The organism is Streptomyces sp. NBC_00096, from assembly GCF_045041305.1.
GTDB lineage: Bacteria > Actinomycetota > Actinomycetes > Streptomycetales > Streptomycetaceae > Streptomyces.
Map to the genome: position 1 here is coordinate 4,889,318 of NZ_CP108221.1, position 22,312 is coordinate 4,911,629.

The 22,312-nt window shown below is 74.1% G+C and carries 22 protein-coding genes; 12 read left to right on the forward strand and 10 right to left on the reverse strand.

Annotated elements, in window-relative coordinates; all coding sequences use genetic code 11:
- The first annotated feature begins 19 nt into the window (after positions 1 to 19).
- Positions 20 to 445: a hypothetical protein gene (locus OG904_RS21550; RefSeq protein ID WP_405493363.1), complete on the forward strand. Its 426-nt coding sequence runs from the start codon at positions 20 to 22 to the stop codon at positions 443 to 445.
- A 63-nt stretch (positions 446 to 508) separates the two neighbouring features.
- Here OG904_RS21550 and OG904_RS21555 read toward each other — a convergent pair whose 3' ends face one another.
- From OG904_RS21555 to OG904_RS21570, 4 genes are all read right to left on the reverse strand, one after another.
- Positions 509 to 1,519, reverse strand: coding sequence for an LLM class F420-dependent oxidoreductase (locus OG904_RS21555; RefSeq protein ID WP_405498171.1), 1,011 nt, complete (start codon positions 1,517 to 1,519; stop codon positions 509 to 511).
- Between the two features lie 114 nt (positions 1,520 to 1,633).
- Positions 1,634 to 2,449 (reverse strand): hypothetical protein, encoded by an 816-nt coding sequence (locus tag OG904_RS21560; protein WP_405493365.1) that lies wholly within the window; start codon positions 2,447 to 2,449, stop codon positions 1,634 to 1,636.
- 156 nt (positions 2,450 to 2,605) lie between these two features.
- Positions 2,606 to 3,604, reverse strand: coding sequence for an N-acetylmuramoyl-L-alanine amidase (locus OG904_RS21565; RefSeq protein WP_405493367.1), 999 nt, complete (start codon positions 3,602 to 3,604; stop codon positions 2,606 to 2,608).
- 849 nt (positions 3,605 to 4,453) lie between these two features.
- Positions 4,454 to 5,095 (reverse strand): class I SAM-dependent methyltransferase, encoded by a 642-nt coding sequence (locus tag OG904_RS21570; protein WP_405493369.1) that lies wholly within the window; start codon positions 5,093 to 5,095, stop codon positions 4,454 to 4,456.
- 140 nt (positions 5,096 to 5,235) lie between these two features.
- Between OG904_RS21570 and OG904_RS21575 the strand changes: the two genes are divergently transcribed.
- Positions 5,236 to 5,577, forward strand: a complete 342-nt coding sequence (locus OG904_RS21575) for a DUF5713 family protein (RefSeq protein ID WP_405493371.1) — start codon at positions 5,236 to 5,238, stop codon at positions 5,575 to 5,577.
- Between the two features lie 49 nt (positions 5,578 to 5,626).
- Here the strand turns inward: OG904_RS21575 and OG904_RS21580 are convergent, their stop codons facing one another.
- On the reverse strand, positions 5,627 to 5,872 hold the full coding sequence (locus OG904_RS21580) for an RICIN domain-containing protein (RefSeq protein WP_405493373.1): 246 nt from the start codon (positions 5,870 to 5,872) through the stop codon (positions 5,627 to 5,629).
- Positions 5,873 to 6,144: 272 nt separating this feature from the next.
- Entirely contained in the window at positions 6,145 to 7,086 is a 942-nt protein-coding gene (locus OG904_RS21585) for a LysR family transcriptional regulator (protein WP_405493375.1), read from the reverse strand.
- Between the two features lie 77 nt (positions 7,087 to 7,163).
- Between OG904_RS21585 and OG904_RS21590 the strand changes: the two genes are divergently transcribed.
- Positions 7,164 to 7,952, forward strand: coding sequence for a glutamine amidotransferase-related protein (locus OG904_RS21590; RefSeq protein ID WP_405493377.1), 789 nt, complete (start codon positions 7,164 to 7,166; stop codon positions 7,950 to 7,952).
- On the opposite strand, the gene OG904_RS21595 is transcribed toward OG904_RS21590, so the two are convergent.
- Complete coding sequence (locus tag OG904_RS21595) at positions 7,949 to 8,380, reverse strand: ATP-binding protein (RefSeq protein WP_405493379.1); 432 nt, start codon at positions 8,378 to 8,380, stop codon at positions 7,949 to 7,951. The two genes, OG904_RS21590 and OG904_RS21595, sit on opposite strands and share 4 nt — an antisense overlap.
- Before the next feature lie 84 nt (positions 8,381 to 8,464).
- Here OG904_RS21595 and OG904_RS21600 point away from each other — a divergent pair, with 84 nt between their 5' ends.
- The 5 genes from OG904_RS21600 to OG904_RS21620 all read left to right on the forward strand — a co-directional run bounded on the left by OG904_RS21600 (position 8,465) and on the right by OG904_RS21620 (position 13,944).
- Complete coding sequence (locus OG904_RS21600; protein ID WP_405493381.1) at positions 8,465 to 9,313, forward strand: Scr1 family TA system antitoxin-like transcriptional regulator; 849 nt, start codon at positions 8,465 to 8,467, stop codon at positions 9,311 to 9,313.
- Positions 9,273 to 9,533 (forward strand): DUF397 domain-containing protein, encoded by a 261-nt coding sequence (locus OG904_RS21605; RefSeq protein WP_405493383.1) that lies wholly within the window; start codon positions 9,273 to 9,275, stop codon positions 9,531 to 9,533. The genes OG904_RS21600 and OG904_RS21605 overlap by 41 nt, the downstream gene beginning before the upstream one ends.
- A gap of 184 nt (positions 9,534 to 9,717) precedes the next feature.
- Positions 9,718 to 11,874, forward strand: coding sequence for a serine/threonine protein kinase (locus tag OG904_RS21610; protein ID WP_405493385.1), 2,157 nt, complete (start codon positions 9,718 to 9,720; stop codon positions 11,872 to 11,874).
- A gap of 124 nt (positions 11,875 to 11,998) precedes the next feature.
- Positions 11,999 to 13,201 (forward strand): cytochrome P450, encoded by a 1,203-nt coding sequence (locus OG904_RS21615; RefSeq protein WP_405493387.1) that lies wholly within the window; start codon positions 11,999 to 12,001, stop codon positions 13,199 to 13,201.
- 71 nt (positions 13,202 to 13,272) lie between these two features.
- On the forward strand, positions 13,273 to 13,944 hold the full coding sequence (locus OG904_RS21620; RefSeq protein ID WP_405493389.1) for a TetR/AcrR family transcriptional regulator: 672 nt from the start codon (positions 13,273 to 13,275) through the stop codon (positions 13,942 to 13,944).
- A gap of 25 nt (positions 13,945 to 13,969) precedes the next feature.
- Here OG904_RS21620 and OG904_RS21625 read toward each other — a convergent pair whose 3' ends face one another.
- Together OG904_RS21625 and OG904_RS21630 are read right to left on the reverse strand one after the other, a co-directional pair.
- Positions 13,970 to 14,674: a response regulator gene (locus tag OG904_RS21625; protein ID WP_405493391.1), complete on the reverse strand. Its 705-nt coding sequence runs from the start codon at positions 14,672 to 14,674 to the stop codon at positions 13,970 to 13,972.
- 4 nt (positions 14,675 to 14,678) lie between these two features.
- Positions 14,679 to 16,001: a sensor histidine kinase gene (locus tag OG904_RS21630; protein WP_405498173.1), complete on the reverse strand. Its 1,323-nt coding sequence runs from the start codon at positions 15,999 to 16,001 to the stop codon at positions 14,679 to 14,681.
- Between the two features lie 191 nt (positions 16,002 to 16,192).
- Between OG904_RS21630 and OG904_RS21635 the strand changes: the two genes are divergently transcribed.
- Positions 16,193 to 16,876: a hypothetical protein gene (locus OG904_RS21635; protein ID WP_405493393.1), complete on the forward strand. Its 684-nt coding sequence runs from the start codon at positions 16,193 to 16,195 to the stop codon at positions 16,874 to 16,876.
- Positions 16,877 to 16,884: 8 nt separating this feature from the next.
- The gene (locus OG904_RS21640; protein ID WP_405493395.1) at positions 16,885 to 17,436 is read left to right on the forward strand and encodes a hypothetical protein; all 552 of its coding nucleotides are present in this window, start codon (positions 16,885 to 16,887) and stop codon (positions 17,434 to 17,436) included.
- On the opposite strand, the gene OG904_RS21645 is transcribed toward OG904_RS21640, so the two are convergent.
- A complete protein-coding gene (locus OG904_RS21645; protein WP_405493397.1) occupies positions 17,422 to 18,171 on the reverse strand; it encodes a GNAT family N-acetyltransferase in 750 nt (249 codons plus the stop codon). The two genes, OG904_RS21640 and OG904_RS21645, sit on opposite strands and share 15 nt — an antisense overlap.
- A 183-nt stretch (positions 18,172 to 18,354) precedes the next feature.
- Here OG904_RS21645 and OG904_RS21650 point away from each other — a divergent pair, with 183 nt between their 5' ends.
- Both OG904_RS21650 and OG904_RS21655 read left to right on the forward strand, forming a co-directional pair.
- Positions 18,355 to 20,496, forward strand: a complete 2,142-nt coding sequence (locus OG904_RS21650; RefSeq protein WP_405493399.1) for an acyl-CoA dehydrogenase — start codon at positions 18,355 to 18,357, stop codon at positions 20,494 to 20,496.
- A 28-nt stretch (positions 20,497 to 20,524) separates the two neighbouring features.
- The gene (locus tag OG904_RS21655; RefSeq protein WP_405498175.1) at positions 20,525 to 21,712 is read left to right on the forward strand and encodes a lipid-transfer protein; all 1,188 of its coding nucleotides are present in this window, start codon (positions 20,525 to 20,527) and stop codon (positions 21,710 to 21,712) included.
- The last annotated feature ends 600 nt before the right edge of the window (positions 21,713 to 22,312 follow it).

Genomic DNA, 22,312 nt, shown 5'->3' on the forward strand with positions numbered 1-22,312 from the left:
GGCCTGTTTCAATGGGTGGGTGATCGAGTTCGCGTTCCTCGCCGTCGGTGCCGCCGCGATCGGCTGGCTCGTGCGCCGCAAGCACCGGGAGCGGCAGGCCGGCGGGCCCGTCCCCGGGATCCCCTGCATGGCCCGCGAGCCCGCCGGCCGGGGCCGCTGGCGCAGCGGCCGGGTGTACGGGGATCAGGGCGCGGCCCGCTGGGTGCCCGGCCGGGGCGCGCCGGTGCTCCTGACCGGCGGCCGGGCCACCGCCGTACGGGTGCCCTCGGTGAAGGAGGGCATCTCCATCAACCCCGGCTCGCGGATCGTGACGTGCGCCTACGAGGGCGGCGCCGGCGGTATCGAGATCGCCGTGATGCCGCTGGACCTGCGGGAACTGCTCGCGGCCGTACCGGAAGCGACCCCGGGAGCGCTGCTGGAGCCGCTCCCGGAGGAGCCTGCCTAGGCGCGGCTCAACGGCTCAACGGCTCAGCGGTTCGGCGGCACAGAGGCACAGAGGCACAGTGGCTCAGCTGTTCAGCTCCGCCAGCACCCGCAGCGTGTGCGGGTCGGGAGCCGTCAGGAGCAGGTCGGTCACCGGGCCCTTGCGCCACAGTTCGAGGCGTTCCGCGATCCGCTCCCGGGGTCCGACCAGGGAGATCTCGTCGGCGAACGCGTCCGGGACGGCCATGACCGCCTCCTCCTTGCGCCCGGCCAGGAACAGCTCCTGGATCCGGTGGGCCTCCTCCTCGTAGCCCATCCGGCCCATGAGGTCGGCGTGGAAGTTGCGCGCCGCGTGCCCCATACCGCCGATGTAGAAGCCGAGCATCGCCTTCACCGGGAGCAGCCCCTCGGAGACGTCGTCGCAGACCTTGGCCCGTGCCATCGGGGCGATCATGAACCCCTCGGGGAGGTCGGTCAGCGAGGCCTGGTAGACGTCGGTGCGGGTCGGCGACCAGTAGAGGGGGAGCCAGCCGTCCGCGATGCGGGTGGTCTGGGCGATGTTCTTCGGGCCCTCCGCGCCGAGCAGGAGCGGCAGGTCCGCGCGCAGCGGGTGGGTGATGGGCTTGAGCGGCTTGCCGATCCCGGTGCCGTCGGCGCCCCGGTAGGGGTGGCTGTGGAAGCGGCCGTCCAGTGCGACCGGGGCCTCGCGGCGCAGCACCTGGCGGATGACGTCCACGTACTCGCGGGTCGCGGTCAGAGGGCTGGAGGGGAAGGGCCGCCCGTACCAGCCCTCGACCACCTGCGGGCCGGACAGGCCGAGGCCCAGCATCATCCGGCCGCCGGAGAGGTGGTCCAGGGTCAGGGCCTGCATGGCGGTGGCGGTGGGGGTGCGGGCGGCCATCTGCGCGATGGCGGTTCCCAGGCGGATGCGCGAGGTGTGCGCGGCGATCCAGGTGAGCGGGGTGAAGGCGTCCGACCCCCAGGCCTCGGCGGTCCACACGGAGTCGTAGCCGAGGTTCTCGGCTTCGGCGGCGAGGTCGAGGTGGTCCGGGTTGGGGCCGCGGCCCCAGTAGCCGAGTGCGAGTCCGAGGCGCATGTGACGGTCCCCTCCGCGAATCTCCATGGATCTGACGATGCGTCAGGTGACTGTAGGGCAACGGCCCCCCGCCCGGAAGGGCGGGGGGCCGTCGAGGGGCGTGCCTGCGCGGGGTCAGCCGCGCTGGATGCCCGAGGTGTCGTGCAGGACGCCGCGGCGGCCGTCCTGGGTCTGGGCGATCAGGGTGGCCGAATCGCGCTGCTCCACCGCCAGGTACCAGGTGCCCGGCGCGAGGTCCGCGATCGGATTGCCGTCCTCGGCGTGGAGCGGACGGGCCACCGGAACGGCGAACCAGAACGGGGTGAAGTCCGCAGCCGGGGCCGGGGCCGGCGTCGCGTCCTGCGGGGCCGGGGCGGGCTCCTGGCCGCCGTAGGGCGGGACCGGCTGCTGGGCGTTGCCGTACGGCTGCTGCTGCTGGTGCTGCTGCTCCGGGCCGCCCGGGTACCCGTACCCGGCGCCCGGCTGGGGCTGGCCGCCGTACGGCGGGACGGCGGCGGGCTTCGCGTCCGGCACCAGCTGGCCGGCCAGCGCGGGGATCTTCGCGCCGAACAGGGTCACGCCGGCCAGCGCCGCGGTGGCGAGGAAGGCGATGACGGCGCCCGCGCCCAGGTCGAGGCCGGTCGGGCAGGTGATCAGGGCCCACAGCGCGGACCAGGCGGCCGCGACGGCGAGCACGGTTCCCCAGGCCTGGAACGGCAGACCCAGGAGCTGGCGCCCGGCGGGCTGCAGGCGGGCGGCGACGAGCAGGCCGACCGCGATGAACGCGAGCAGGAAGATGCTCGGCAGCGCCAGGCCGTTCGCGTCGGTGTCCCACGCGCTCGGACGGTCGATCCGGGTCATGGAATAGAAATCGAGGAACGAGGCGATGAACAGCAGCGCCGCTGCTCCGATCACCACGCCGTCGCCTCGAGTGAGGGAGCGGATGTTCACGTCTTAGGTGTCCTTCTCGGTCTCGTCGTCTCGTCGTCTCGTGGTGCCGTGGTCGCACGCCATGACGGAGGGGGCGGGCGGCACCATCGTACGGAGTTCCACCGCGGCCGAGAGGGTCGGGGCTGCGGGCCGTCCGGCGGGACGGTCCAGGTGCGACTACCCGCCGAGGAACCCGACGATGCCGTCCGCGATGCCCTGGGCCGCTTTCTGGCGCCACTCCGGACTCGTCAGCTGCGCCGCGTCCTTGGCATCACGCATGTTGCCGCATTCGATGAACACCTTGGGCCGGGTCGACAGGTTCAGCCCGCCCAGATCGTCGCGGACGACCAAGCCGGTTCCGCTGCCGAGGTAGTTCGCGGGGGCGGAGCCGGTGGTGCGGGCGAAGTTCCCGGCGATCCGCTCGCCCAGCCGCCGGGACGGCTCGACGATCTTCGCGGTGTCGGCGCTGCCGCCCCTGACCCGGGCCGGGAGGATCACGTGGAACCCGCGGTTGCCGGCCGATACGCCGTCCGCGTGAACGGAGACCACGGCATCGGCGGTCGCCTCGTTGCCGATGCGGGCGCGCTCGTCGATGCAGGGGCCGAAGGGGCGCTCCTTGGCGGCATCGTGGGTGAGGACCACCTTGACGCCCTTGGCCTCCAGGACGGCGCGCAGCCGCTGGGAGACGTCCATGCTGAACTCGGCTTCCATGTAGCCGGAGTTGGTGGTCGTACCGGTGGTGTCGCACTCCTTGCGGTTGGTGCCGATGTCGACCTGGCGGTCGATCTCGGTGGTGTGCTTGAAGTTGCCCGGGTTGTGCCCCGGGTCGATGACGACGGTGCGGCCGGCGAGGGGCTTGGCCGCGGCGGGGCCGGTGGCGGCGCTCGGGGCTGCGCTCGCGGTCCCGGGCGAGGCGGATGCCGATCCCGATCCCGATGCGGACGCGGCTGCCGCGGCCGGCGAGGTGGAGGCGAGGGGCATCACGATCCGGGGCGGGCGCGAGTCGTCGGTCGTCCCGCCGCCCAGCACCTCGGTCAGCACCCACCCGGCCAGGCAGGCGGGCGCGAGCGCGGCCACCGCGACGACCAGGGTGGACCGGCGGGTGTACCAGGGCCGGTCCGGACTGACCGAGGAGGCGGACTCGGGGGGCGGCGGGGAGCTCTCGTCGTAGCGCACCCGGCGATGCTAAACCGGCCGTCGGCCGGGGGTCCGGACCCTGGGCCATCCGGGGGCGCGGTGCGCTTATATGCCGACGGGCCCTCATGCCGCCCCCGGGGACCAGCCCCCGTCCCCCGCGCCTCAATCGCCGGCGGGGCTTGAAAGACCGCCTCAATCGCCGGCGGGGCTGGGTTTGCCGTCCTCCGGCGGGTGGGTCCAGGCCGACGCGGCCAAAGGGCTGCCTGGTCTCCTTGCCGGGCGGGGGTGAGGTTCGCCTCAATCGCCGGCGGGGCTGGGTTTTCCGGACCGGCGGCGGGCTGGGTCTTTCGGACCGTGGGCGGTCACGTGTGGGGCGACGCGGCCACAATCAGCCCCTCCGGCGTTTGAGGAGCGGGGTCTGGGGCGGAGCCCCAGGACGGGTCCGGGCCGGCCCGGGGAACGGTGGAAGGGCGGGTAGGGGACTCCGTGCCGCGCAGCGGAGCACCCATGGGCCAGGTCCGGGCGGATCCGGGCAGGGCCCCGGCAGGTCCCTGACTCTGCGTCGCGTAGCCGGGCACCCGTGGCGCCGGCGGAGCCCCAGGCCGGGCGGGTCCGGGCTGGCCCGGGGGAGGCTGCGTGCCGTGCAGCGGAGCACCCCGTGGGCCAGGTGGCCCGGCAGGGCCCGGACTCTGCGTCGCGTAGCCGGGCATCCGCGGCGCCGGCGGAGCTCCAGGCCGGGCTCGTCCGGGCTGGCCCGGGGAGTGGCGGGCCGGGAGGCTCCCCGCCGCGCAGCGGAGTCCCCGTGGGGCCGGGGCCAGGTGGGGCCGGGGCCAGGTGGGGCCGGGATGGGGCCGGGCCCGGTGGGGTCGGGGCCGGGTGGGGTCGGGGTTAGACGCCTGGGGCGGTTCGGCGGAGGACGCGGAGGGAGTCGGTGGCCGAGATCTCCTCGAAGGCGCCGGAGGCCAGGGCGCGGAGGTAGATCCGGTACGGGGCCTGCCCCCCGTCGGCCGGGTCGGGGAACACGTCGTGGATCACCAGCATGCCGCCCTCGGCGACGTGCGGCGCCCAGCCCTCGTAGTCGCCTGTGGCGTGCTCGTCGGTGTGCCCGCCGTCGATGAAGACCAGGCCCAGCTTCCCGCCCCAGGCCGCCGCCACCCGCGGGGACCGGCCGACGATCGCGATGACGTGGTCCTCGAGGCCCGCCTTGTGCAGGGTCCGGCGGAAGGTGGGCAGAGTGTCCATCAGCCCGACCTCCGGGTCGACCACGCTCGGGTCGTGGTACTCCCAGCCCGGCTGCTGCTCCTCGCTGCCCCGGTGGTGGTCCACGGTCAGCACGCTGACCCCCGCCTCGCGGGCGGCGTCGGCGAGCAGGATCGTGGAGCGCCCGCAGTAGGTCCCGACCTCCAGGAGCGGCAGCCCGAGCCGCGCGGCCCCGGCGGCGGCCTCGTAGAGCGCGAGCCCTTCGCCCACGGGCATGAATCCCTTGGCGGCCTCGAAGGCGGCGAGGGTCTCCGGCTTGGGGCTGGCCATGGTGTTCCTCCTGCGGGGGGTGGGGTGCGTCGGCCGCCCATGCTGCCTTACCCGCTGGTAGGACGCCATGCCCGGGTCCGTTGTCAGTGGGACGGTGCAGGATCGGATCACCGGAACTTCGAAGGGGATGAGGGATCACCGTGTCGATCACGAACCAGCAGGTGGCAGGGCGCACGTTCCTCCGGCAGCTCTATGCCGACGACTACTACCCCGACCCCGTCCTCGACAAGGGCCGGGACATCCTGCTGCGGCTCTGCGAGCGGATCGAGGCGGAGCGGCCCTCCGGCCTGCCCGCGCTGTACGTGCTGACGGGGGCGGCGACGGAGGAGTTCAACCTGCTGGAGGCGGAGTTCGAGGCGGCGGGCAGCGAGATCGAGACCGTCGCGCGGGAGGAGATAGCCGAGGACTTCTGGTTCGTGGCCTCCGCGTACGGATTCACGGACGCGGACGTGGAGGAGCTGATCGCCCCGCGGGAGTGGTGAGGGCCGGGGCGGGCCGGGTCATGGCGGGCCGGGTCGGGGCGCCGTGGCGTCAAGGCCGCCAGAGCATCCGGGCATCGTCGCCGCACTCACCCTGCACGGCCTGCTCCCCGTCCCCGCGGCCCGCTTCCACCAGGACGCACTTGCCGCTGTTGCGGTTGACCAACTGCCAGGCCTGGTGTGCGGCGTTGTGGCGGACCGTCCAGAACTGGTCGGGGAAGATGCCGTCCCCCTCACCGCACAGGTACTCCGTGACGGGGCGCCGTCGGTGGTGCGCGCCGCGTCCACGGACAGGCACAGGCCGCCGTTGCGGTTGCGGATCGAATACTCGGTTCCGGCCGGGCCCGTCCGTTCCTCGCTGAGCTGACCCGCCGCGGTGTCTACAACGGGGTCGGGCTCAGGGACCTCAACCAGTGGACCTACGACCGGGGTACGGGGAACGGGTCCGGTGAACTGCTGGGCGACAACATCGCCTCGCACAGCGTGACGCAGCTCCCCTAGCGCAACCACGACAGGCGGCCCGCCCCGGACGATCCGCGCCCGGGCCGGGCTCCGGCCGGTGGCACCGGCTCAGCGCGAGGCCGCGCCGCTCCCGGTGCCGTCCGTGCGGTCCGTGAGCGCCGTGCGCTCCGTGCGGTCCCTCAGGAGGTCCGTCAGGCGGTGGGCCGGGGCGGTGGGGTCGGCCGGGTGCAGGAGTTCGGTGCGGTGGACCAGGCGGGGGGTCCGGACCGGGACCGCCGTGACGCCGGGGAGCGCCGAGGCCAGGGACCGGGGGAGTACGGCGAGCCCGTGGCCGGCGGCGGTGAGGGCGGCGAGGCCGTGGACGTCGGTGCCGAGGTGGCGGATCCGGGGGAGGAATCCGCCGGCGCCGCAGACGGCGCGCAGCCGGTCGAGGGGGACGGCCGTGTCCGGGGCGTCGATCCACTGCGCCTCGGACAGGTCGGTCAGCCGCACCGAGGCGCGCCCCGCCAGGGGGTGGCCGTCGGGGAAGAGCACCGCCAGGGGCTCCTCGGCGGCCACCAGGGTCACGGTGGGGCCGAGGTCCGGCAGGGGCAGGGGGTCGCTGGGGGCGGCGACGCCGTCGACGAGTCCGAGGTCGGCGCGTGCCGTGAGCACCTCCTCGATCACCGCCTCCCGCCCCAGCACGCGTACTTCGACGTCCACCCGAGCGGCCGTACGCAGCCGGGCGAGGGCCCGCGCCACGGGGGCGCCCAGCGCGGCGGGGGAGCAGGCCAGGGTCAGCCGGTCGGTGGGTGCGCGGTCCAGGCGGGTGACGTCGGCGCGGGCGGCGTCCAGGCGGAGGAGCAGCGCGGGGGTGTGCTCCATCAGCCGGGCGCCGGCCGGCGTGGGCGCGACGGGCCGGCGCTCGACCAGCCGGGTGCCCAGATCGGCTTCGAGGGCGGCGATGTGCTGGGAGACGGCGGACTGGGTGTAGCCGAGTGCCGAGGCGGCGCCGGAGAAGGAGCGGTGGTCGAGGACCGCGACGAAGGTGCGGAGGAGATGCGGATCCATGTGCATCAGTATCGCTAATGCTCGGACCAGGAATCATCGTTGGACCTGATGCCCGGTCAGTCCGCAGGATGGCTCCCATGAGCATCAGCACCGCGAACGACACCACGACCCCGGCCGTGAACGACACCGCGATCCCGGCCGTGAACCCCACCGCGCGCATCGCCCTGGTCGGCGACCGCTCCGAAGCCGTCCGCTCCCACGCCCGGATCCCCGGCCTGCTGGAGGCGCTGCGACTGCGCGAGGGGCTGGACCTGGACGCCTACTGGATCCCCACCGAGGAGGCCGGCGAGGGCATGGACGGCTTCGACGCCGTCTGGGTGCTGCCCGGCAGCCCCTACCGCAGTGAGGGCGGGGTCCTGACGGCGATCCAGGACGCCCGCGAGAACGGCATCCCCTTCCTGGGGACGTGCGCAGGCTTCCAGCACGCCCTGCTGGAGTTCGCCCGTACCGTCTGCGGCCTGGACCGGGCCGGTCACGCCGAGAACGACCCCGGGGCGGCGCACGAGGACGCTGTGGTCGTCCCGCTGGCCTGCTCGCTCGTCGGCCACGAGGACACCGTACGGCTCACCCCCGGCTCCCGGGCCGCCCGCCTGCTCGGCTCCGACCGGACCCGGGCGCGCTACCACTGCAACTACGGCCCGAACCCGCTCCACCTGGACCTCCTGCGGGCGCACGGCATGACCTTCACCGGAGCCGACGCATCCGGCGACATCCGCATCGCCGAACTCGCCGCCCACCCCTTCTTCCTGGCCACCCTCTTCCAGCCCGAACTGGACGGCGACGGCACCCGCGCCCACCCCCTGATCGCGGGCCTCGCGGCGGCGGCGGTCGAGCACGCACGGGCCCGCCGGCCGCAGCTCCGCTAGCCGCCGGGGAGGGGAGGGCGGGCGTCGCACTCGAACCACACCGTCTTCCCCGTGGAGTTCGGGTCCGTGCCCCACCGGTCGGCCACCGCCTCGACCAGCAGCAGCCCGCGGCCGCCCTCGTCCAACTCGCCGGGGGTCCGGGCCACGAGCGCGGGCGCCGGGCAGCCGTCCGACACCTCGACGCGCAGCCCGTCCGGGCGGCGCAGGATCAGCACCGCGCAGTTCCGGCCGGGCACGTGGCGTACGACGTTGGCGACGAGCTCGGTCAGCGCCAGCTCGGCGGCGTCGGCGAGCCCGTCGAGCTCCCAGCGGGTCAGGAACATCCGCAGGATGCGGCGCATGTGGCGGGCGGAATGGTCACCGACGGTGAAACCCATGCGATAACTGGCGTCAACTTCGTCCCCGGAGTGCCAAGTTGTGAGATTCATGGCACCAGGCTGGAGCGGGATGGTTACGCTCGGCTATGGACCGAAACGAACGCTGCACGGCGTGAACTTGGGGGTGACCGCTCCATGGTCAACATCCGCAGTCTCGACCCCAGCGCCTCTCCGCTGGACTACTACGGCTCGGAACTGCGCCGCCTGCGGGAGGCCGCCGGGCTGAAACAGGCGCAGCTCGGCGACATCATCTTCTGCGCGGCCTCGCTGATCGGCCAGATCGAGACGGCGCGGAAGGTGCCGACCCGGGACTTCTCGGAACGGGTTGACGCGGCGCTGAACACGGGCGGGGTGTTCTCCCGGCTGGTGGGGCTGGTGCTGCGGAGCCAGCTGCCGGTGTGGTTCCAGGCGTATGCGGAGATGGAGGCACGGGCGACGTACATCTCGTCGTTCCAGGCGCAGATCGTGGACGGTCTGCTGCAGACGGAGGTGTACGCGCGGGCACTCCTGGGTGTCCGGGGCGAGGAGGGGCTCGACGGGAAGGTGGCTGCTCGGATGGAGCGGCAGCGCATCCTGGAGCGCAGCGAGCCGCCGCTGATGTGGGTGGTAATGAGCGAGGCTGCTTTGCATCAGGAAGTCGGCGGGCGAGAGGTGATGCGGAACCAGCTGGCCCATCTGTTGGAGCTGCGGCACCGGGAGTGGGTGAAGGTACAGATCTTGCCCTTTGAGGTGGGTGCCCATGTGGGGTTGCTGGGCTCGTTCAATCTGCTGCGGTTCGAGAAGGACCCGGATCTCATCTATACCGAGGACTTCATCCAGGGGCACATGACGGCCAATCCGCAGGCCATCAGGGAGGGTTCGAGCCGTTACGATCACCTGCAGGCCGCCGCCCTCTCCGTGGAGGACTCGGTGGCACGGATCGCCCGTGTAATGGAGGAACGCTATGGACAGCATCCAGGACCTGACGGGCGCGCGGTGGCGTAAGTCCTCGTACAGCGGCGACACGGGCGGCCAATGCGTGGAGTGCGCCCCCCTCGGCGCCGCCGCCTGGCACAAGTCCTCGTTCAGCGGTGACACCGGCGGCGAGTGCGTGGAGGTCGCCCCCCAGCCCTGCCGCATCGCCGTCCGGGACTCCAAGGACCCCGGCGGCCCCGCCTTCACCGTGAGCCCGGCCGCCTTCGCGGAGTTCGTGCGCGGGCTCTGACCGCATCCGGCATGCGCTGCTCCGGGCGCCCCGAGGCGATCGGAGCAGCGGGGCCGTCCCCCGGGACCCCCTGTGTCAGCCACCCTTGCCTTCATCCTGCAACGAACTGCCTCTAGGCTGAGGCCCGTTCGACTGGACGGGCCGGTTCGGCCGGCCGCAGGGGGATCACCGGGGGACGGGCAGCATGGGCAGTGCACTGAGTGACGACGACAACGTCGACGGCGGCATAAAGCCGCTCGCGGCCGGGGACCCGAGCCGGATCGGGCCGTACCTGCTGCTCGGGCGGCTCGGCGCCGGGGGCATGGGGCGGGTGTTCCTGGCCCGGTCCGAGGGCGGGCGTACGGTCGCGGTGAAGGTGGTGCACGAGGAGCACGTCTCGAACGAGTCGTTCCGGGCCCGCTTCCGCCACGAGATCGACGCCGCCCGGCGGGTGGGCGCGCGGTACACCGCGCCCGTCCTCGACGCGGACCCGGACGCCGACCGGCCCTGGGTGGCCACCGGGTACGTCCCGGGGCTCTCGCTGGAGCAGATCGTGCGCAGGCACGGCCCCCTGCCCGTGGAATCCGTACACGCCCTCGCGGACGGACTGCTGCGCGCGCTGCAGGACATCCACTCGGCGGGGATCGTGCACCGGGACCTCAAGCCGTCGAACGTGATGCTGACCGTGGAGGGCACCCGAGTCATCGACTTCGGGATCTCGCGGGCCCTGGAGACCTCCGTCGAATCGCTGCTCACCAGCACCGGCATGGTCGTCGGCTCGCCCGGGTTCATGTCGCCCGAGCAGGTCCGCGGGCGGCGCGCGGGGGCGAAGAGCGATGTGTTCACCCTCGGCTGCGTCCTGATGTACGCGGCCACGGGCGAGCTGCCCTTCGGGCACGGGGCCAGCAACCAGCACGCGGTGATGTTCCAGATCGTGGAGGGCGAGCCGGCCCTGGAGAAGGTCGGGGACGAGGCCCTGCGCGTGTTCATCGGCCGCTGCCTGACCAAGGACGTCGACGAACGGCCCGGCGTGGACGAGCTGCTGGAGGATCCCGAGCGGGTCCGCCCGGCGAAGGTCGGCGGGGCGTGGCTGCCGCCCAAGGTGGTGGCGCGGCTGGCCCAGCAGGCGGCGCGGCTGCTCGACGCGGAGGCGGAGCCCGAGCGCGAGGTGTCGGCGCAGGGCGGTCCCGGGGGCACCGACCGGGAGACGGCCGACCTGCGGCCGAAGGGCGGCTCGGGCGGGGCGGTGGCGGGGCCCGCGGCCGGACCGGCGGCGGGTGCGGTGGCGGGTGCGGTGGCCGATCCGGCTGCCGGGCCGACGGCTGATCCGGCTGTCGGGTCCGCGGTCGGTCCGGTGGTCGGGCCTGCGGTCGGTCCGGCAGCCGGGCCCGCGGACGGTCCGGCTGCCGGACCCGCTGCCGGGCCCGTGGCCGGAGGTGCCATCGCCGGAGGTGCCACGGGTGGGGGAGCCGCCGGTGGAGCCGCCGGAAGCTCCCCCGGCGGTGAGCGGTCCGGGCGCCGGCGGCGGTGGACCGTCGCAGTGCCGGCCGTCCTCGTGTTCGCGGTCGGCGGCGGCACGGTGGCCCTGATCCAGCCGTTCGGCGGCGGTGACGGCGACGGCGCGCAGTCCTCGCCCCCGGCCGCGAGCGGTCCCGTGACGCCCGGCTCCCCGGGCTCCCCGTCCGGGGCGGCCGGTTCGCCGGCTCCGGGTGCGCCCAGCGCCCAGAACCCCACCGCCCCGGCACCGGACGGCCAGGTCGGAGGGCAGGTCGGCGGCCAGGTCGGCGGCGCCGCGAGCCCGGGCGGGGCCGCCGCGCAGGGCGGGGCGCAGGGCGGCGCGCAGGGTGCGGGGACGCCCGGCGGCGGCGCGGGCACCCCGGGCGGAGCGGGCGGTGCGGGAACCGGACCGACCAAGGGCACCGGCTCGGGCCCCGCGGCCGGAGGCGCCGGCGGCTCCAACCCCAGTGGCGGCTCGGGCTCGACGCCCGGCGGCTCCGGCTCGCCGAGCGGCGGCGGCTCCTCCGGCGGTGACGCGGTGCCCGCGTTCTTCGCCGGATCCTGGACCTACGGCGGGCAGTTCAACATCGACCAGCCGGTGACGGTCGTCATCGCGCGGTCCGGGGCCGTCCGCCTGATCACCGATTCCAACCTGGGCCACTGCGAGAACATCGCCAAGGTGACCTCGGTGGCCTCCGGCGGGAACCGGATCAACGTCGGCACCGCGGCCGTGGACAAGAGCAAGTCCAACGGCCAGTTCTGCGGGCCGCTGGACCCGTCGTTCTTCACCAAGAGCGAGCCGGCCGGGCTCCAGCACAACGTGGGCCCCGCGCACGGCGAGGGCTACTACTACGCACGGTCCTGATCCGGCGCGCGCCGGTCCGGTACGACAGTTCCGAGAGCTATCCGGGGAGTACTCCCCATTTCGTGGTAGCGTCCTCTCCATGAAACGGGGAGTCGACCCCGTTTTGCTCGAAGGGGGAACTGCCATGTCCGCACCCACACTTCAGGACCTCGCTCCCGAGGGCGTCGACGTCACCGCCGACCCGTACCCCGCCTTCGCCGCGCTGCGCGAGAAGAGCAGCGTGCACCGCATCCACGCGCCCGGCAGCGGCGACGTCTGGCTCGTGCTCGGCCGCGACGAGGTGCGCGCCGGTCTGACCGACCCCCGGCTGCGCAACGACATCCGGCACTCCTCGACGTGGGACAGCGACGGCGGCCACGCCATCGGGCTGAACATGCTCCAGGTCGACGCCCCCCAGCACACCCGGCTGCGCTCCCTGGTGGCCCGCGAGTTCACCGCCGGACGGGTCGACGCGCTGCAGCCCCGCGTCCAGCGGATCGCCGACGAGCTCCTCGACGCCCTCCCGGAGGCCGGAACCGCCGACCTGGTCGCCGGCTACGCCCTGCCGCTGCCGCTGACCGTGATCTGCGAACTGCTCGGAGTGCCCACCACTGACCAGGGCCTCTTCCACGACTGGTCGGCCGAGCTGGTGGCACCGACCTCACCCGCCGCGGCCGCGGCCGCCGGCGGCGAGATGGCCGCGTACTTCGCCTCGCTCATCGCCGCCAAGGCCGGCGACCCGGGGCAGGACCTGATGAGCGCCCTGGTCCGGGCCTCCTCCGAGGAGGGCGGGCTGTCCCCCGAAGAACTGCTCGGCATGGCCTTCCTGCTGCTCGTCGCCGGGCACGAGACCACGGTCAACCTGATCTCCGGAGGCCTCCTCAACCTGCTCCGGCACCCGGACCAGCTCGCCGCGCTGCGGGCCGACCCGAGCCTGATCGACGGCGCCGTCGAGGAGATGCTCCGCCACGACGGGCCCGTCACCGTCGCCGCCTTCCGGCACGCCGCCGAACCGTTGGAGATCGACGGGGTCCACATCCCGGCGGGCGACACCGTGATGCTCTCGCTGGCGGCGGCCTCCCGCGACCCCCGGCACTTCCCCGACCCCGACCGCTTCGACATCCGGCGCCCCGCCCGCGGGCACCTCGCGTTCGGCCACGGCATCCACCACTGCCTGGGCGCGCCGCTGGCCCGCGTCGAAGGGCGGACCGCCCTGACGACGCTGCTGCGGCGACTCCCGGACCTCGCCCTGGACGCCGACCCCGGCTCCCTGGTGCGCCGCCCCCACGCCATGCTCCGGGGCGTGGCCGCCCTGCCCGCACGGTGGACGCGGCAGCTCCCCGCGTGACCGGTAGCATCCGTGGGCAGCCGTACCGGGGGACCGTCCCCGGTACATCGCCGGCGAAGCGAGGAGCGGACATGAGCGCGGGCACTGAACGGCCGGAGCCGGTACGGCGCGACGCGCGGCGCAACCGCGAGCTGCTGCTGGCCGCCGCGCGCAAGGCCTTCGCCGCGCAGGGCCTGGACGTGCCCCTCGACGAGATCGCCCGCCGGGCCGGCGTCGGGAACGCCACCCTGTACCGGCACTTCCCCGGCCGGGCCGCCCTGATCGACGCGGTGTTCGAGAACGCGCTCCACAGCACCATCGCCGCCGGAGAGGAAGCCCGGGCCCTCGCGGACCCGTGGGCCGCACTGGCCGGCTACCTGGAGGCGGTCTTCACGGTGCTGGCCACCGACCGGGGGGCGAACGACCTGATGACCACGGCCATCGAAGGCGTCACCTCCCTCGACGCCATCCACGCGCACAACCACGAGACGATGACCCTGCTGGTGGGCCGGTCCCAGCAGGACGGCGCGATGCGTGCCGACGTCACCATCGAGGACGTGCTCCTCTCCCTGGCCACGCTCGGGCGCACCGTCCCCTCCCTCGCGGCCGCCGCGCCCCCGCACGCCTGGCGCCGGCAGCTGGCGCTCTTCCTCGACGGCCTGCGGGCCGGAACGCGGCCCACGGCGGACCTGCCCGGCCCGGGTCCGACCGTGGAGGAACTGGCGGCCGTCCTGAGCGACCTCGGGCCGCACCGGCAGAACTGACGTCCCGCCGCGCGCCCCGCCGGTGTCAGGTGCCGTTCGCCAGGCCGGTCTCCCAGGCCCACGCGGCGATGCCCACCCGGTTGCGGACCGCCAGCTTCGCCTGGATGTTGGCGACATGGGTCTTGGCGGTGCCCGGCGAAATGAACAGTTCGGCCCCGACCTCGGCGTTGGTCAGTCCGCGTGCGACGAGCAGGGCGATCTCGCGCTCCCGCGCGGTCAGGGGGTCCTCGGCGGCGGGCTCAGCGGCGGGTCGCGGTGCGGTCTGCGGAACGGCCTGCGTTGTGGCCTGCGGAACGGCCTGCGGTGCGGACAGGCTGCGCAGCAGGCGGACCGTGAGCTGCGGGCTGATGAGGGTGTCTCCGGCCATCGCCGCCCGTACGCCCTCGATCAGCAGGTTGGGGCCCGACCGCTTCAGCAGGAAGCCGCACGCGCCGTTGCGCAGTGCGGTGTGCACGTAGTCGTCGAGGTCGAAGGTCGTGACGACGACCACGCGGATGGGGTGTTCGACGCTCGGGCCCGCCAGGACCCGGGTCACCTCCAGCCCGTCCAGGCGCGGCATCCGGATGTCGGCCAGTACCACGTCGGGCCGCAGCGTACGGGCGAGTTCGACGGCCGTCGCGCCGTCGGCGGCCTCCCCGACGACGGTCATGTCGGGCTGCGAGTCGAGGATGAGGCGGAAGCCGTTGCGCACGTCTTCCTGGTCGTCGGCTATCAGGATGCGGGTGGTCACGTGATCATGATGCCGTGGTGTGCGGTCCGGTGGCGGGACGGGGCGTGGCGGGATGCGCCGCGGATGGATGCGCCGCGGTGGGAGGGGTCGCGGCGGGAGGGGCGGCCGCGGGCAGGGTCGCGGTCACGCGCCAGCCGTCCTGGTGCGGGCCCGAGGTGAAGGTGCCGCCGCAGGCGCGGACGCGTTCGGCCAGCGCGAGCAGTCCGCCGCCGCCCCTGGCGGCCCTGAGGCCCCGGTCGGGGCGGGGGAGCGCGGGCAGGTGCGAAGTGCGGCCGCGGCCGCCGTCGTTGGTCACGCTGACCTCGACGGTCGTACGGTCCGCGCTGAGCCCGACCCGCACCCCGGCCGCTCCCGGCGCGTGCCTGCGGACGTTGGTGAGGGCCTCCACCACGACCCGGTGGACGGTGGCGGCCCCCTCCCGGGAGAGCGCGTCGGCGACGCCCGGGGCCAGGACGAGGCGGGCCCGGACCGGCCCCGTGTCGCTGAACCGGTCCACGACCTCGGCGAGTTGGCCGATGCCGGGCAGGACGGTACGGGCGCCGCCCGCGGGCTCGTCCCCGGTCGGACCGCCGCTCCCGCCGCCGTTCCCGCCGGCGTCCCGGCCGGTGCTCTCCTCGGCCGTGTGCAGCATCCGGACCGTCCGGTCGATCGAGGCCAGTGCCGCGAGTCCGGCCCGCTCGATCCGTTCCAGCGCCCGGGCCGCGGCCGCCGGATCCTGCTGGGCCACGAACCGGGCCGCCTGGGCCTGCACGACGATGCCGCTCACGTCGTGGGCGACGAAATCGTGCAGATCGTGGGCGAGTTCGAGCTGCTGGGCGCGGCGCGCGGCCAGCACCGCCTGCCGGCGGCGGTCCTCCATCAGGCGGGGATAGCCGCCGACGACGGCCGAGCCGAGGACCGGCGCCGACCAGAAGGCCATCAGGCCGAGGGACTCGAAGAAGGAGGCGTCCGGTACGAGCGGGACGGTCCACAGGGCGACGGCCAGGGCGCCGAGCCCGCCGCCCGCCAGGAGCCGGCGCCGGGGCGACCAGCGCACCGCCGCCGTCAGGAGCAGCAGTACCGCCCCCACGGCCACCAGGTGCCACACCGATCCCTCGGCCGTTCCACGGCCCGGCCAGGCGAACGTGGCCACCAGGAGCAGGACTCCGGCGCCGCCCGCGGCGACCCCGGTCCACCCGCGCGACCGCGGCCAGCAGCCGAAGGTCCCGAGGGCGACCGCGACGGCAGCGAGCGCGGGCAGCGGCCGTACGCCCAGGACGAGCGCGGCGGCGCAACACGCGGCGGCCACCAGGCCGATGACGGCACGGTCCCGGTGCGTCATGTCCATGATCTTCACCTCCCCGACCTTAGACCGTAGGCGCTGTCCCGCCCGGCGGCCTCTGCCGAACGGCATAGCAGGCCGGCCCGGCCCCGGAGCGGATCTCCCCATCGGCCGATGGCCGCGGACCGCCCTGCCGACGGAGGCTGATGCCACACCGAACAGCGGCTCGACCGGCCGCCGGAACACAGGAGATCAGGATGTCGCGCACCACCACCCTCCGTACGTCCATCGTCGGCATCACCGCGCTGGCGGTCATCGGCGGCCTCGCCGTCTCCGCCTCAGCTTCCGGCGCCGCCCCCGCCTCCGCTTCCGGCTCGGACGCGGCGCGGAAAGTGCCCAGGGAATCGAGCCTGACCGGCTCCGCCAAGATGTACCGGGCGGACGGCCAGCAGGTCCGCTTCTCCTTCGACGCACACGGCTTCGCCCCGGCCGAGCCCGATGAGCCGGACGCCCCGGCCGGCACCTCGCGCGGCACCTTCCGGTTCAGCCACTACACGGCCGACGGAAAGCAGGGCGCGTACGCCGAAGGCCGTATCGACTGCCTGCTGACCGGGGGTCCGGTCGCGACCGCCACCGGCATCATCACCAGCTCCGACCTGCCCCCCGGCGCCATCGGCAAGCGCGTCGGCTTCACCGTCTACGACGGGAAGGGCGACGGGAAGAAGGACCGGGTCGGCTACAGCTGGGCCGTGTCCGGCTTCGACGGGCCGGAGGTGCCGAAGTGCCTGAGCGCCGCCCCGTACGAGACCGTCGAGAGCGGGGACTTCAAGGTCGTGCACGTGCTCCCGCCGAACCCGTCGGGGAACTCGGAGTCGAACTCGGAGCCGAACTCGGGGTCGGAGCAGCCGCAGACCGCCGGGAAGCCGGGGGACCAGGAATGAGAGCGGCCATGGAGCGCGAACCGAGCCGCCTCGCGGTGCGGCTCGCCCACCTCGCGGCGCTCGCCCCGCTGCCCACGGGGCTGTGGCGGATCGCCGGAGCGTGCGGAGTGCCGCTCGGCTTCACCGGGGACGACGCGATGGCGGACATCAGCTTCGGCAGCGGGTTCTCGCTCTACATGATCGGCCTGAGCGTGTTCGCCGAAATGCTGGGCTTCCTCGCGCTGGGCCTCGTGCAGCGGTGGGGCGAAGTCACCCCGCACTGGCTGCCCTTGATCGGCGGCAGGCGCGTCCCGCCGCTCGCCGCCGTGGTCCCCGCCGGGCTGGGCGCCGCCGCGCTCACCCTGCTCGGGGTCATGGGGGCGATCGGCTGGAACGCCCCGGGGAACATGGGCGCCCCCGGGGCCCCGACGGGCCTGGCGTACGGGGTGATGACGGCCTGCTACCTGCCCCTGGTGGCCTGGGGACCGCTGCTCGCGGTCGTCACGGTGGCCTACCACCACCGCCGCCGGAGCGCTTCGCCCGTCCGCCGGCGTACGCACCCCGCCTCAGTGGATGCATAGGTCGGCCCACTGCGCGGTACGGATGAATCCGGCGCTCTCGTACGTCCGGGCGGCGCGGTTCCCCGCGGTCACCGAGAGGCCGAGGGCGGGCAGCCCGGCCTCGGCGGACAGCCACAGGACGTGGCGCAGCAGCAGGGAGCCGGCGCCGCGGTAGGCGGGTGCGGGGTCGCGGAAGACCTCGGAGATCCAGGGGCCTTCCAGGGGCGGGGCGCCCGGGCAGTCGTGGGCGAGCACCGCGGCGACCGCGGCCCTGCGTGCGGTGTCGATCAGCACGGTGCTGGTGGGCAGGAGCGGTCCCATCAAGGTGCCGTCCATCAGCGCCTCCAGGTCCCCGGGCGTGCTCATGCCGTGGTCGGGGTGGTCGGCGGGGTAGGCCGCCCGGTACGCGGCCCGCAGGGCCGCCGGGTCCACGGCCGCGGCCGGGAGCGGGGCCAGGTCCTCCGGCAGCCGAACCGGTTCGGGCGGCCGCGGGGAGGCCCGCAGCGCGTGGGTGTAGGTGTCGAACCGGCGCTCGGCGTGCGCGCCCCGCCCGGCCAGTTCCGCGCCCAGCGGCGCCCGCGTCGTCACTCCCCACCCCGCCAGGTCCACCACGACCCGCTCCGCGGCGGCGGCGGGCGAAGCTCCGTCCGCCAGGCGCAGATCGTCCGCCCAGCGGATGCCGTCGCGGCTCTCTTCCTCGTAGTGGGCGAGCGGCTCGCCTCCGGGGCCCCGTACGACTTCGGTATGGCCGCTCACTCATGCCCCGATCCTCAAGAACGTGTGATCACGGAAGCCGCGGGTCGTGTCCGCACCGCCGCACCGCTTCCTCATCGTCTCAGGGCGGGCCCTCACGGGACGGCCCGGCACGGGTCCACGAAGTGAGAACACGTTCCAGTTCTGACCTTCCGTCAGAATGCAACGTGTTCTACTCTGCCGCGCATGGGCATCGGAATCACACAGGAACAGCGGGAGTTGGCCGGGGCCGTACGCGGCTGGGTCGCGCGGGCCGTGCCGCCCGAGGAGGTGCGCAAACTCCTCGACACCCCGCCGCAGACGGGCTCCCGCCCCGCCTACTGGGACGGACTCCTCGCCTCCGGGCTGCTGGAGCCGCACCTGGAGGGCGGGACCCTGCTCGACCTCGCCGTCGCGGTGGAGGAGGCCGCCCGGGCGGCGCTGCCCGGGGCGTACCTGCCGAGCGCGCTGGCCTCCGTACTCCTGGACCGGGCCGGGGCCGATCCCCTCGGCGGGCGGGTCGGAGCCGTCGCGCTCGGACCCGGGGACCTGACCGCCGTGGCCGTGGAGGGCGGGTACCTCCTCGACGGGACCGCGCCGCCGGTGCTGGGCGCGGGCGAGGCGGAGCTCGTGCTGCTCGCCGCCGAGACCGCGCACGGGACCCGCTGGTTCGCCGTCGACGCCGACGCGCTCGACATCCGCACCCAGGAAAGCGCCGACCCCACCCGGCCCACCGCCGAGGTGCGCGCCCGCGGGGTCACCGCCGGTCCGGGCCGGCTGCTGGAACTCGACGCCGCGCTCGTCCGGGACCTCGCCTGCGTGCTGTTCGCCGCCGACGCCTGCGGCACCGCCGCCTGGGCACTGCAGACCGCCGCCGAGTACGCGAAGGTCCGCGAACAGTTCGGGCGGCCCATCGGCCAGTTCCAGGGGATCAAGCACCTGTGCGCCGACATGCTGGTGCGCGTGGAGCAGGCCCGGGCGCTCGTCTGGGACGCCGCCCAGGCCACCGAGGAGCCGGCCGAGGTGCGCTCGCTGGTGGCCGCGCTGGCCGCCGGGACCGCGCTCGACGCCGCGTACTCCTGCGCCAAGGACTGCATCCAGGTGCTCGGCGGCATCGGCTTCACCTGGGAACACGACGCCCACATCTACCTGCGGCGGGCGCTCGTCGCACGCCAGCTCCTCGGCTCCGGCGACGGCCACCGGGTGCGGGCCGTGCGGCTCGCCGCCGCCGGAGCCCGCCGCGAGCTGCGCCTGGAGCTGCCCGCGCAGGCCGAGGCCCACCGCGCGAAGGCCCGTACCGCCATCGCGGACGCCGCCGGCCTCGACCCCGCCACCGCACGGCGGGTGCTGGCGCCGACCGGGTACGCGGCCCCGTACCTGCCGCCGCCGTACGGACTCGGCGCCGGGCCCGTGGAACAGCTCGTCGTACAGCAGGAACTCAAGGCCGCCGGGGTCAAGGTCGCCGACCTCGGGATCGCCACCTGGGTCGTGCCCTCGCTGCTCGCCTACGGAACCCCCGAGCAGCAGGAGCGCCACCTGCTCCCGACGCTGCGCGGGGACGTCACCTGGTGCCAGCTCTTCTCCGAGCCGGGGGCCGGCTCCGACCTGGCCTCGCTGCGGACCAAGGCGGAGCGGACGGCGGCCGGGGACGGGTCCGGGGGCGGCTGGATCGTCAACGGGCAGAAGGTGTGGACGAGTTCCGCGCAGAGCGCCGACTACGGGATCCTGCTCGCGCGGACCGATCCCGACGCCCCCAAGCACAAGGGGCTCGGCTACTTCATCGTCGACATGAAGACCCCCGGCATCGACATCCGGCCGCTCAAGGAGATCACCGGCGAAGCCCTCTTCAACGAGGTCTACTTCGACGACGTGCGGCTGCCCGAGGACTCCCTGGTCGGCGCCGCCGACGGGGGCTGGAAGGTCGCCCGCAACACCCTCGGCAACGAACGCGTCCACATGGCCGACCAGATGACCTTCGACACCGGCCTGGAGGCGCTGCTCGCGCGCTCCGCCGAACTCGAAGGCGGGTACCGGGTGCGGATCGGGGCGCTGGCCGCCGAGGCACACGCCCTGGCCTGCATCGGACTGCGCACCACGCTCCAGCAGGTCTCCGGACTGGAGCCGGGCGCGGGCGCTTCCGTACGCAAGCTCGTACAGACCCCGCACCAGCAGCGGACCGCCGAGCTCGCGCTCGAACTGCTGGGCCCGGCGGGCGCGGTGAGTGAGGGGGCGGGGAGGCGGGCGGTGCACGGGATGCTCATGTCCCGCTGCCTGACCATCGCCGGAGGCACCACACAGGTCCAGCTCAACGTCGTGGCCGAGCGCATCCTCGGCCTTCCCAGGGATTGACCGAAGGGGCGTTACTCCAGTGAGTCGCATCAAGTCGTACATCGTGGGCGTCGGCATGACGAAGTTCGAGAAGCCGGAGTCGCGGGACTGGCAGTACTGGGACATGGCGAAGGAGGCCGGATCGGCGGCGCTCGCGGACGCGGGGGTCGCCTACGGCCTGGTCGAACAGGTGCCGGTGGGCTACTGCTTCCAGGCCTCCACCGCCGGCCAGCGGGCGGCGTACGAGCTGGGCCTGAGCGGGGTCCCCGTCTACAACGTCAACAACAACTGCGCCACCGGCTCGACGGCGCTGATGATGGCGCGGCAGTTCGTGGAGGGCGGCATCAACGACTGCGTGCTCGCGCTCGGCTTCGAGAAGATGAAGAAGGGCGCGCTGGGCGGCGGCGCGGACGGGGGCGACTTCAAGACCTCGCCGGTCGCCCGGCACTACGGGATCATGGCGGCCGGGCACGGCTTCGAGATGTCCCCGCCGACCGCGCAGATCTTCGGGAACGCGGCGCGCGAGCACATGGAACGGTACGGGACCACGGCCGCGCAGCTCGCGGCGGTCGGCGCGAAGAACCACCGGCACTCGGCGAACAACCCGAACGCGCAGTTCCAGGAGGTGTACACGGTCGAGGAGATCCTCGCGGCGAAGACGATCCACGAGCCGCTGACCAAGCTCCAGTGCTCGCCGACCTCGGACGGGGCGGCGGCCGCGGTGGTCGTCTCGGAACGCTTCGTGGAGCAGCACGGGCTCGGGGACCGGGCGGTGGAGATCGTCGCGCAGTCGATGACCACGGACACCGAGGCGTCCTTCTCCTCCGGATCGTGCATCGACGTGGTCGGCAAGCCGATGACGGCGGCGGCGGGGCGGCAGGTCTTCGAGGCGTCGGGTCTCGGCATCGACGACGTCGACGTCATCGAGCTGCACGACTGCTTCTCCATCAACGAGCTGCTGACGTACGAGGCGCTGGGCATGTGCGCGGACGGGGCCTCCGGGGAACTGGTGGAGTCGGGTGCGACGACGTACGGGGGGCGGTGGGTGGTCAACCCGTCCGGGGGGCTGATCTCCAAGGGCCACCCGCTGGGCGCGACGGGGCTCGCGCAGGCGGCGGAACTCGTCTGGCAGCTCCGGGGACAGGCCGGTCCCCGACAGGTCGCCGGAGCCCGCGTGGGCCTGGCCCACAACATCGGGCTGGGGGGCGCGGCGGTGGTGACCCTGCTCCGGAAATAGGCGGGGGCCGGGCGCCTCAATCGCCGGCGGGGCTTGAAAGATCGCCTCAAGCGCCGGCGGGGCTGGTTTTTGGCCGGCGTCGGCCCGCACGTGCGGGCCGACGCCGGAGTCCTTTCAGCCGTCCGGCGTTTGAGGACCGGGGTCTGGGGCGGAGCCCCAGGGGCCCCGGGCGCGGCCCGGAGCCTTCAGTCGGGTCTGGGCGGAGCCCAGGGAACGGTGGAAGGGCGGGTAGGGGACAGCCCCCCGCGCGGCGCCGCTGCCGGGGGCCAGCCCCCGGACCCCCGCTCCTCAAACGCCGGAGGGGCTGGAATTGCCCGGCGTCGGCCCGCATGTGCATGCCGGTGGTGCGGAAGGGTCGCCTCAAGCGCCGGCGGGGCTGGAATTGCCCGGCCTCGGCCCGCATGTGCATGCCGGTGGTGCGGAAGGGTCGCCTCAAGCGCCGGCGGGGCTGGAATTGCCCGGCCTCGGCCCGCATGTGCATGCCGGTGGTGCGGAAGGGTCGCCTCAAGCGCCGGCGGGGCTGGATTTTGGCTGGGGTCGGCCGGCACGTGCATGCCGGAGGGGCTGGATTTGCCTGGCGTCGGCCCACATGTGCACGAC

Bases quoted from the DNA above. Each gene is read 5' to 3' on its own strand.
- OG904_RS21605 (WP_405493383.1), top strand. From the start codon at position 9,273: ATGGACAGCATCCAGGACCTGACGGGCGCGCGGTGGCGTAAGTCCTCG.
- OG904_RS21590 (WP_405493377.1), top strand. From the start codon at position 7,164: ATGAGCATCAGCACCGCGAACGACACCACGACCCCGGCCGTGAACGAC.
- OG904_RS21620 (WP_405493389.1), top strand. From the start codon at position 13,273: ATGAGCGCGGGCACTGAACGGCCGGAGCCGGTACGGCGCGACGCGCGG.
- OG904_RS21595 (WP_405493379.1), bottom strand. From the start codon at position 8,380: ATGAATCTCACAACTTGGCACTCCGGGGACGAAGTTGACGCCAGTTAT.
- OG904_RS21635 (WP_405493393.1), top strand. From the start codon at position 16,193: ATGTCGCGCACCACCACCCTCCGTACGTCCATCGTCGGCATCACCGCG.
- OG904_RS21610 (WP_405493385.1), top strand. From the start codon at position 9,718: ATGGGCAGTGCACTGAGTGACGACGACAACGTCGACGGCGGCATAAAG.
- OG904_RS21555 (WP_405498171.1), bottom strand. From the start codon at position 1,519: ATGCGCCTCGGACTCGCACTCGGCTACTGGGGCCGCGGCCCCAACCCG.
- OG904_RS21600 (WP_405493381.1), top strand. From the start codon at position 8,465: ATGGTCAACATCCGCAGTCTCGACCCCAGCGCCTCTCCGCTGGACTAC.
- OG904_RS21585 (WP_405493375.1), bottom strand. From the start codon at position 7,086: ATGGATCCGCATCTCCTCCGCACCTTCGTCGCGGTCCTCGACCACCGC.
- OG904_RS21640 (WP_405493395.1), top strand. From the start codon at position 16,885: ATGGAGCGCGAACCGAGCCGCCTCGCGGTGCGGCTCGCCCACCTCGCG.
- OG904_RS21570 (WP_405493369.1), bottom strand. From the start codon at position 5,095: ATGGCCAGCCCCAAGCCGGAGACCCTCGCCGCCTTCGAGGCCGCCAAG.
- OG904_RS21650 (WP_405493399.1), top strand. From the start codon at position 18,355: ATGGGCATCGGAATCACACAGGAACAGCGGGAGTTGGCCGGGGCCGTA.
- OG904_RS21615 (WP_405493387.1), top strand. From the start codon at position 11,999: ATGTCCGCACCCACACTTCAGGACCTCGCTCCCGAGGGCGTCGACGTC.
- OG904_RS21630 (WP_405498173.1), bottom strand. From the start codon at position 16,001: ATGGACATGACGCACCGGGACCGTGCCGTCATCGGCCTGGTGGCCGCC.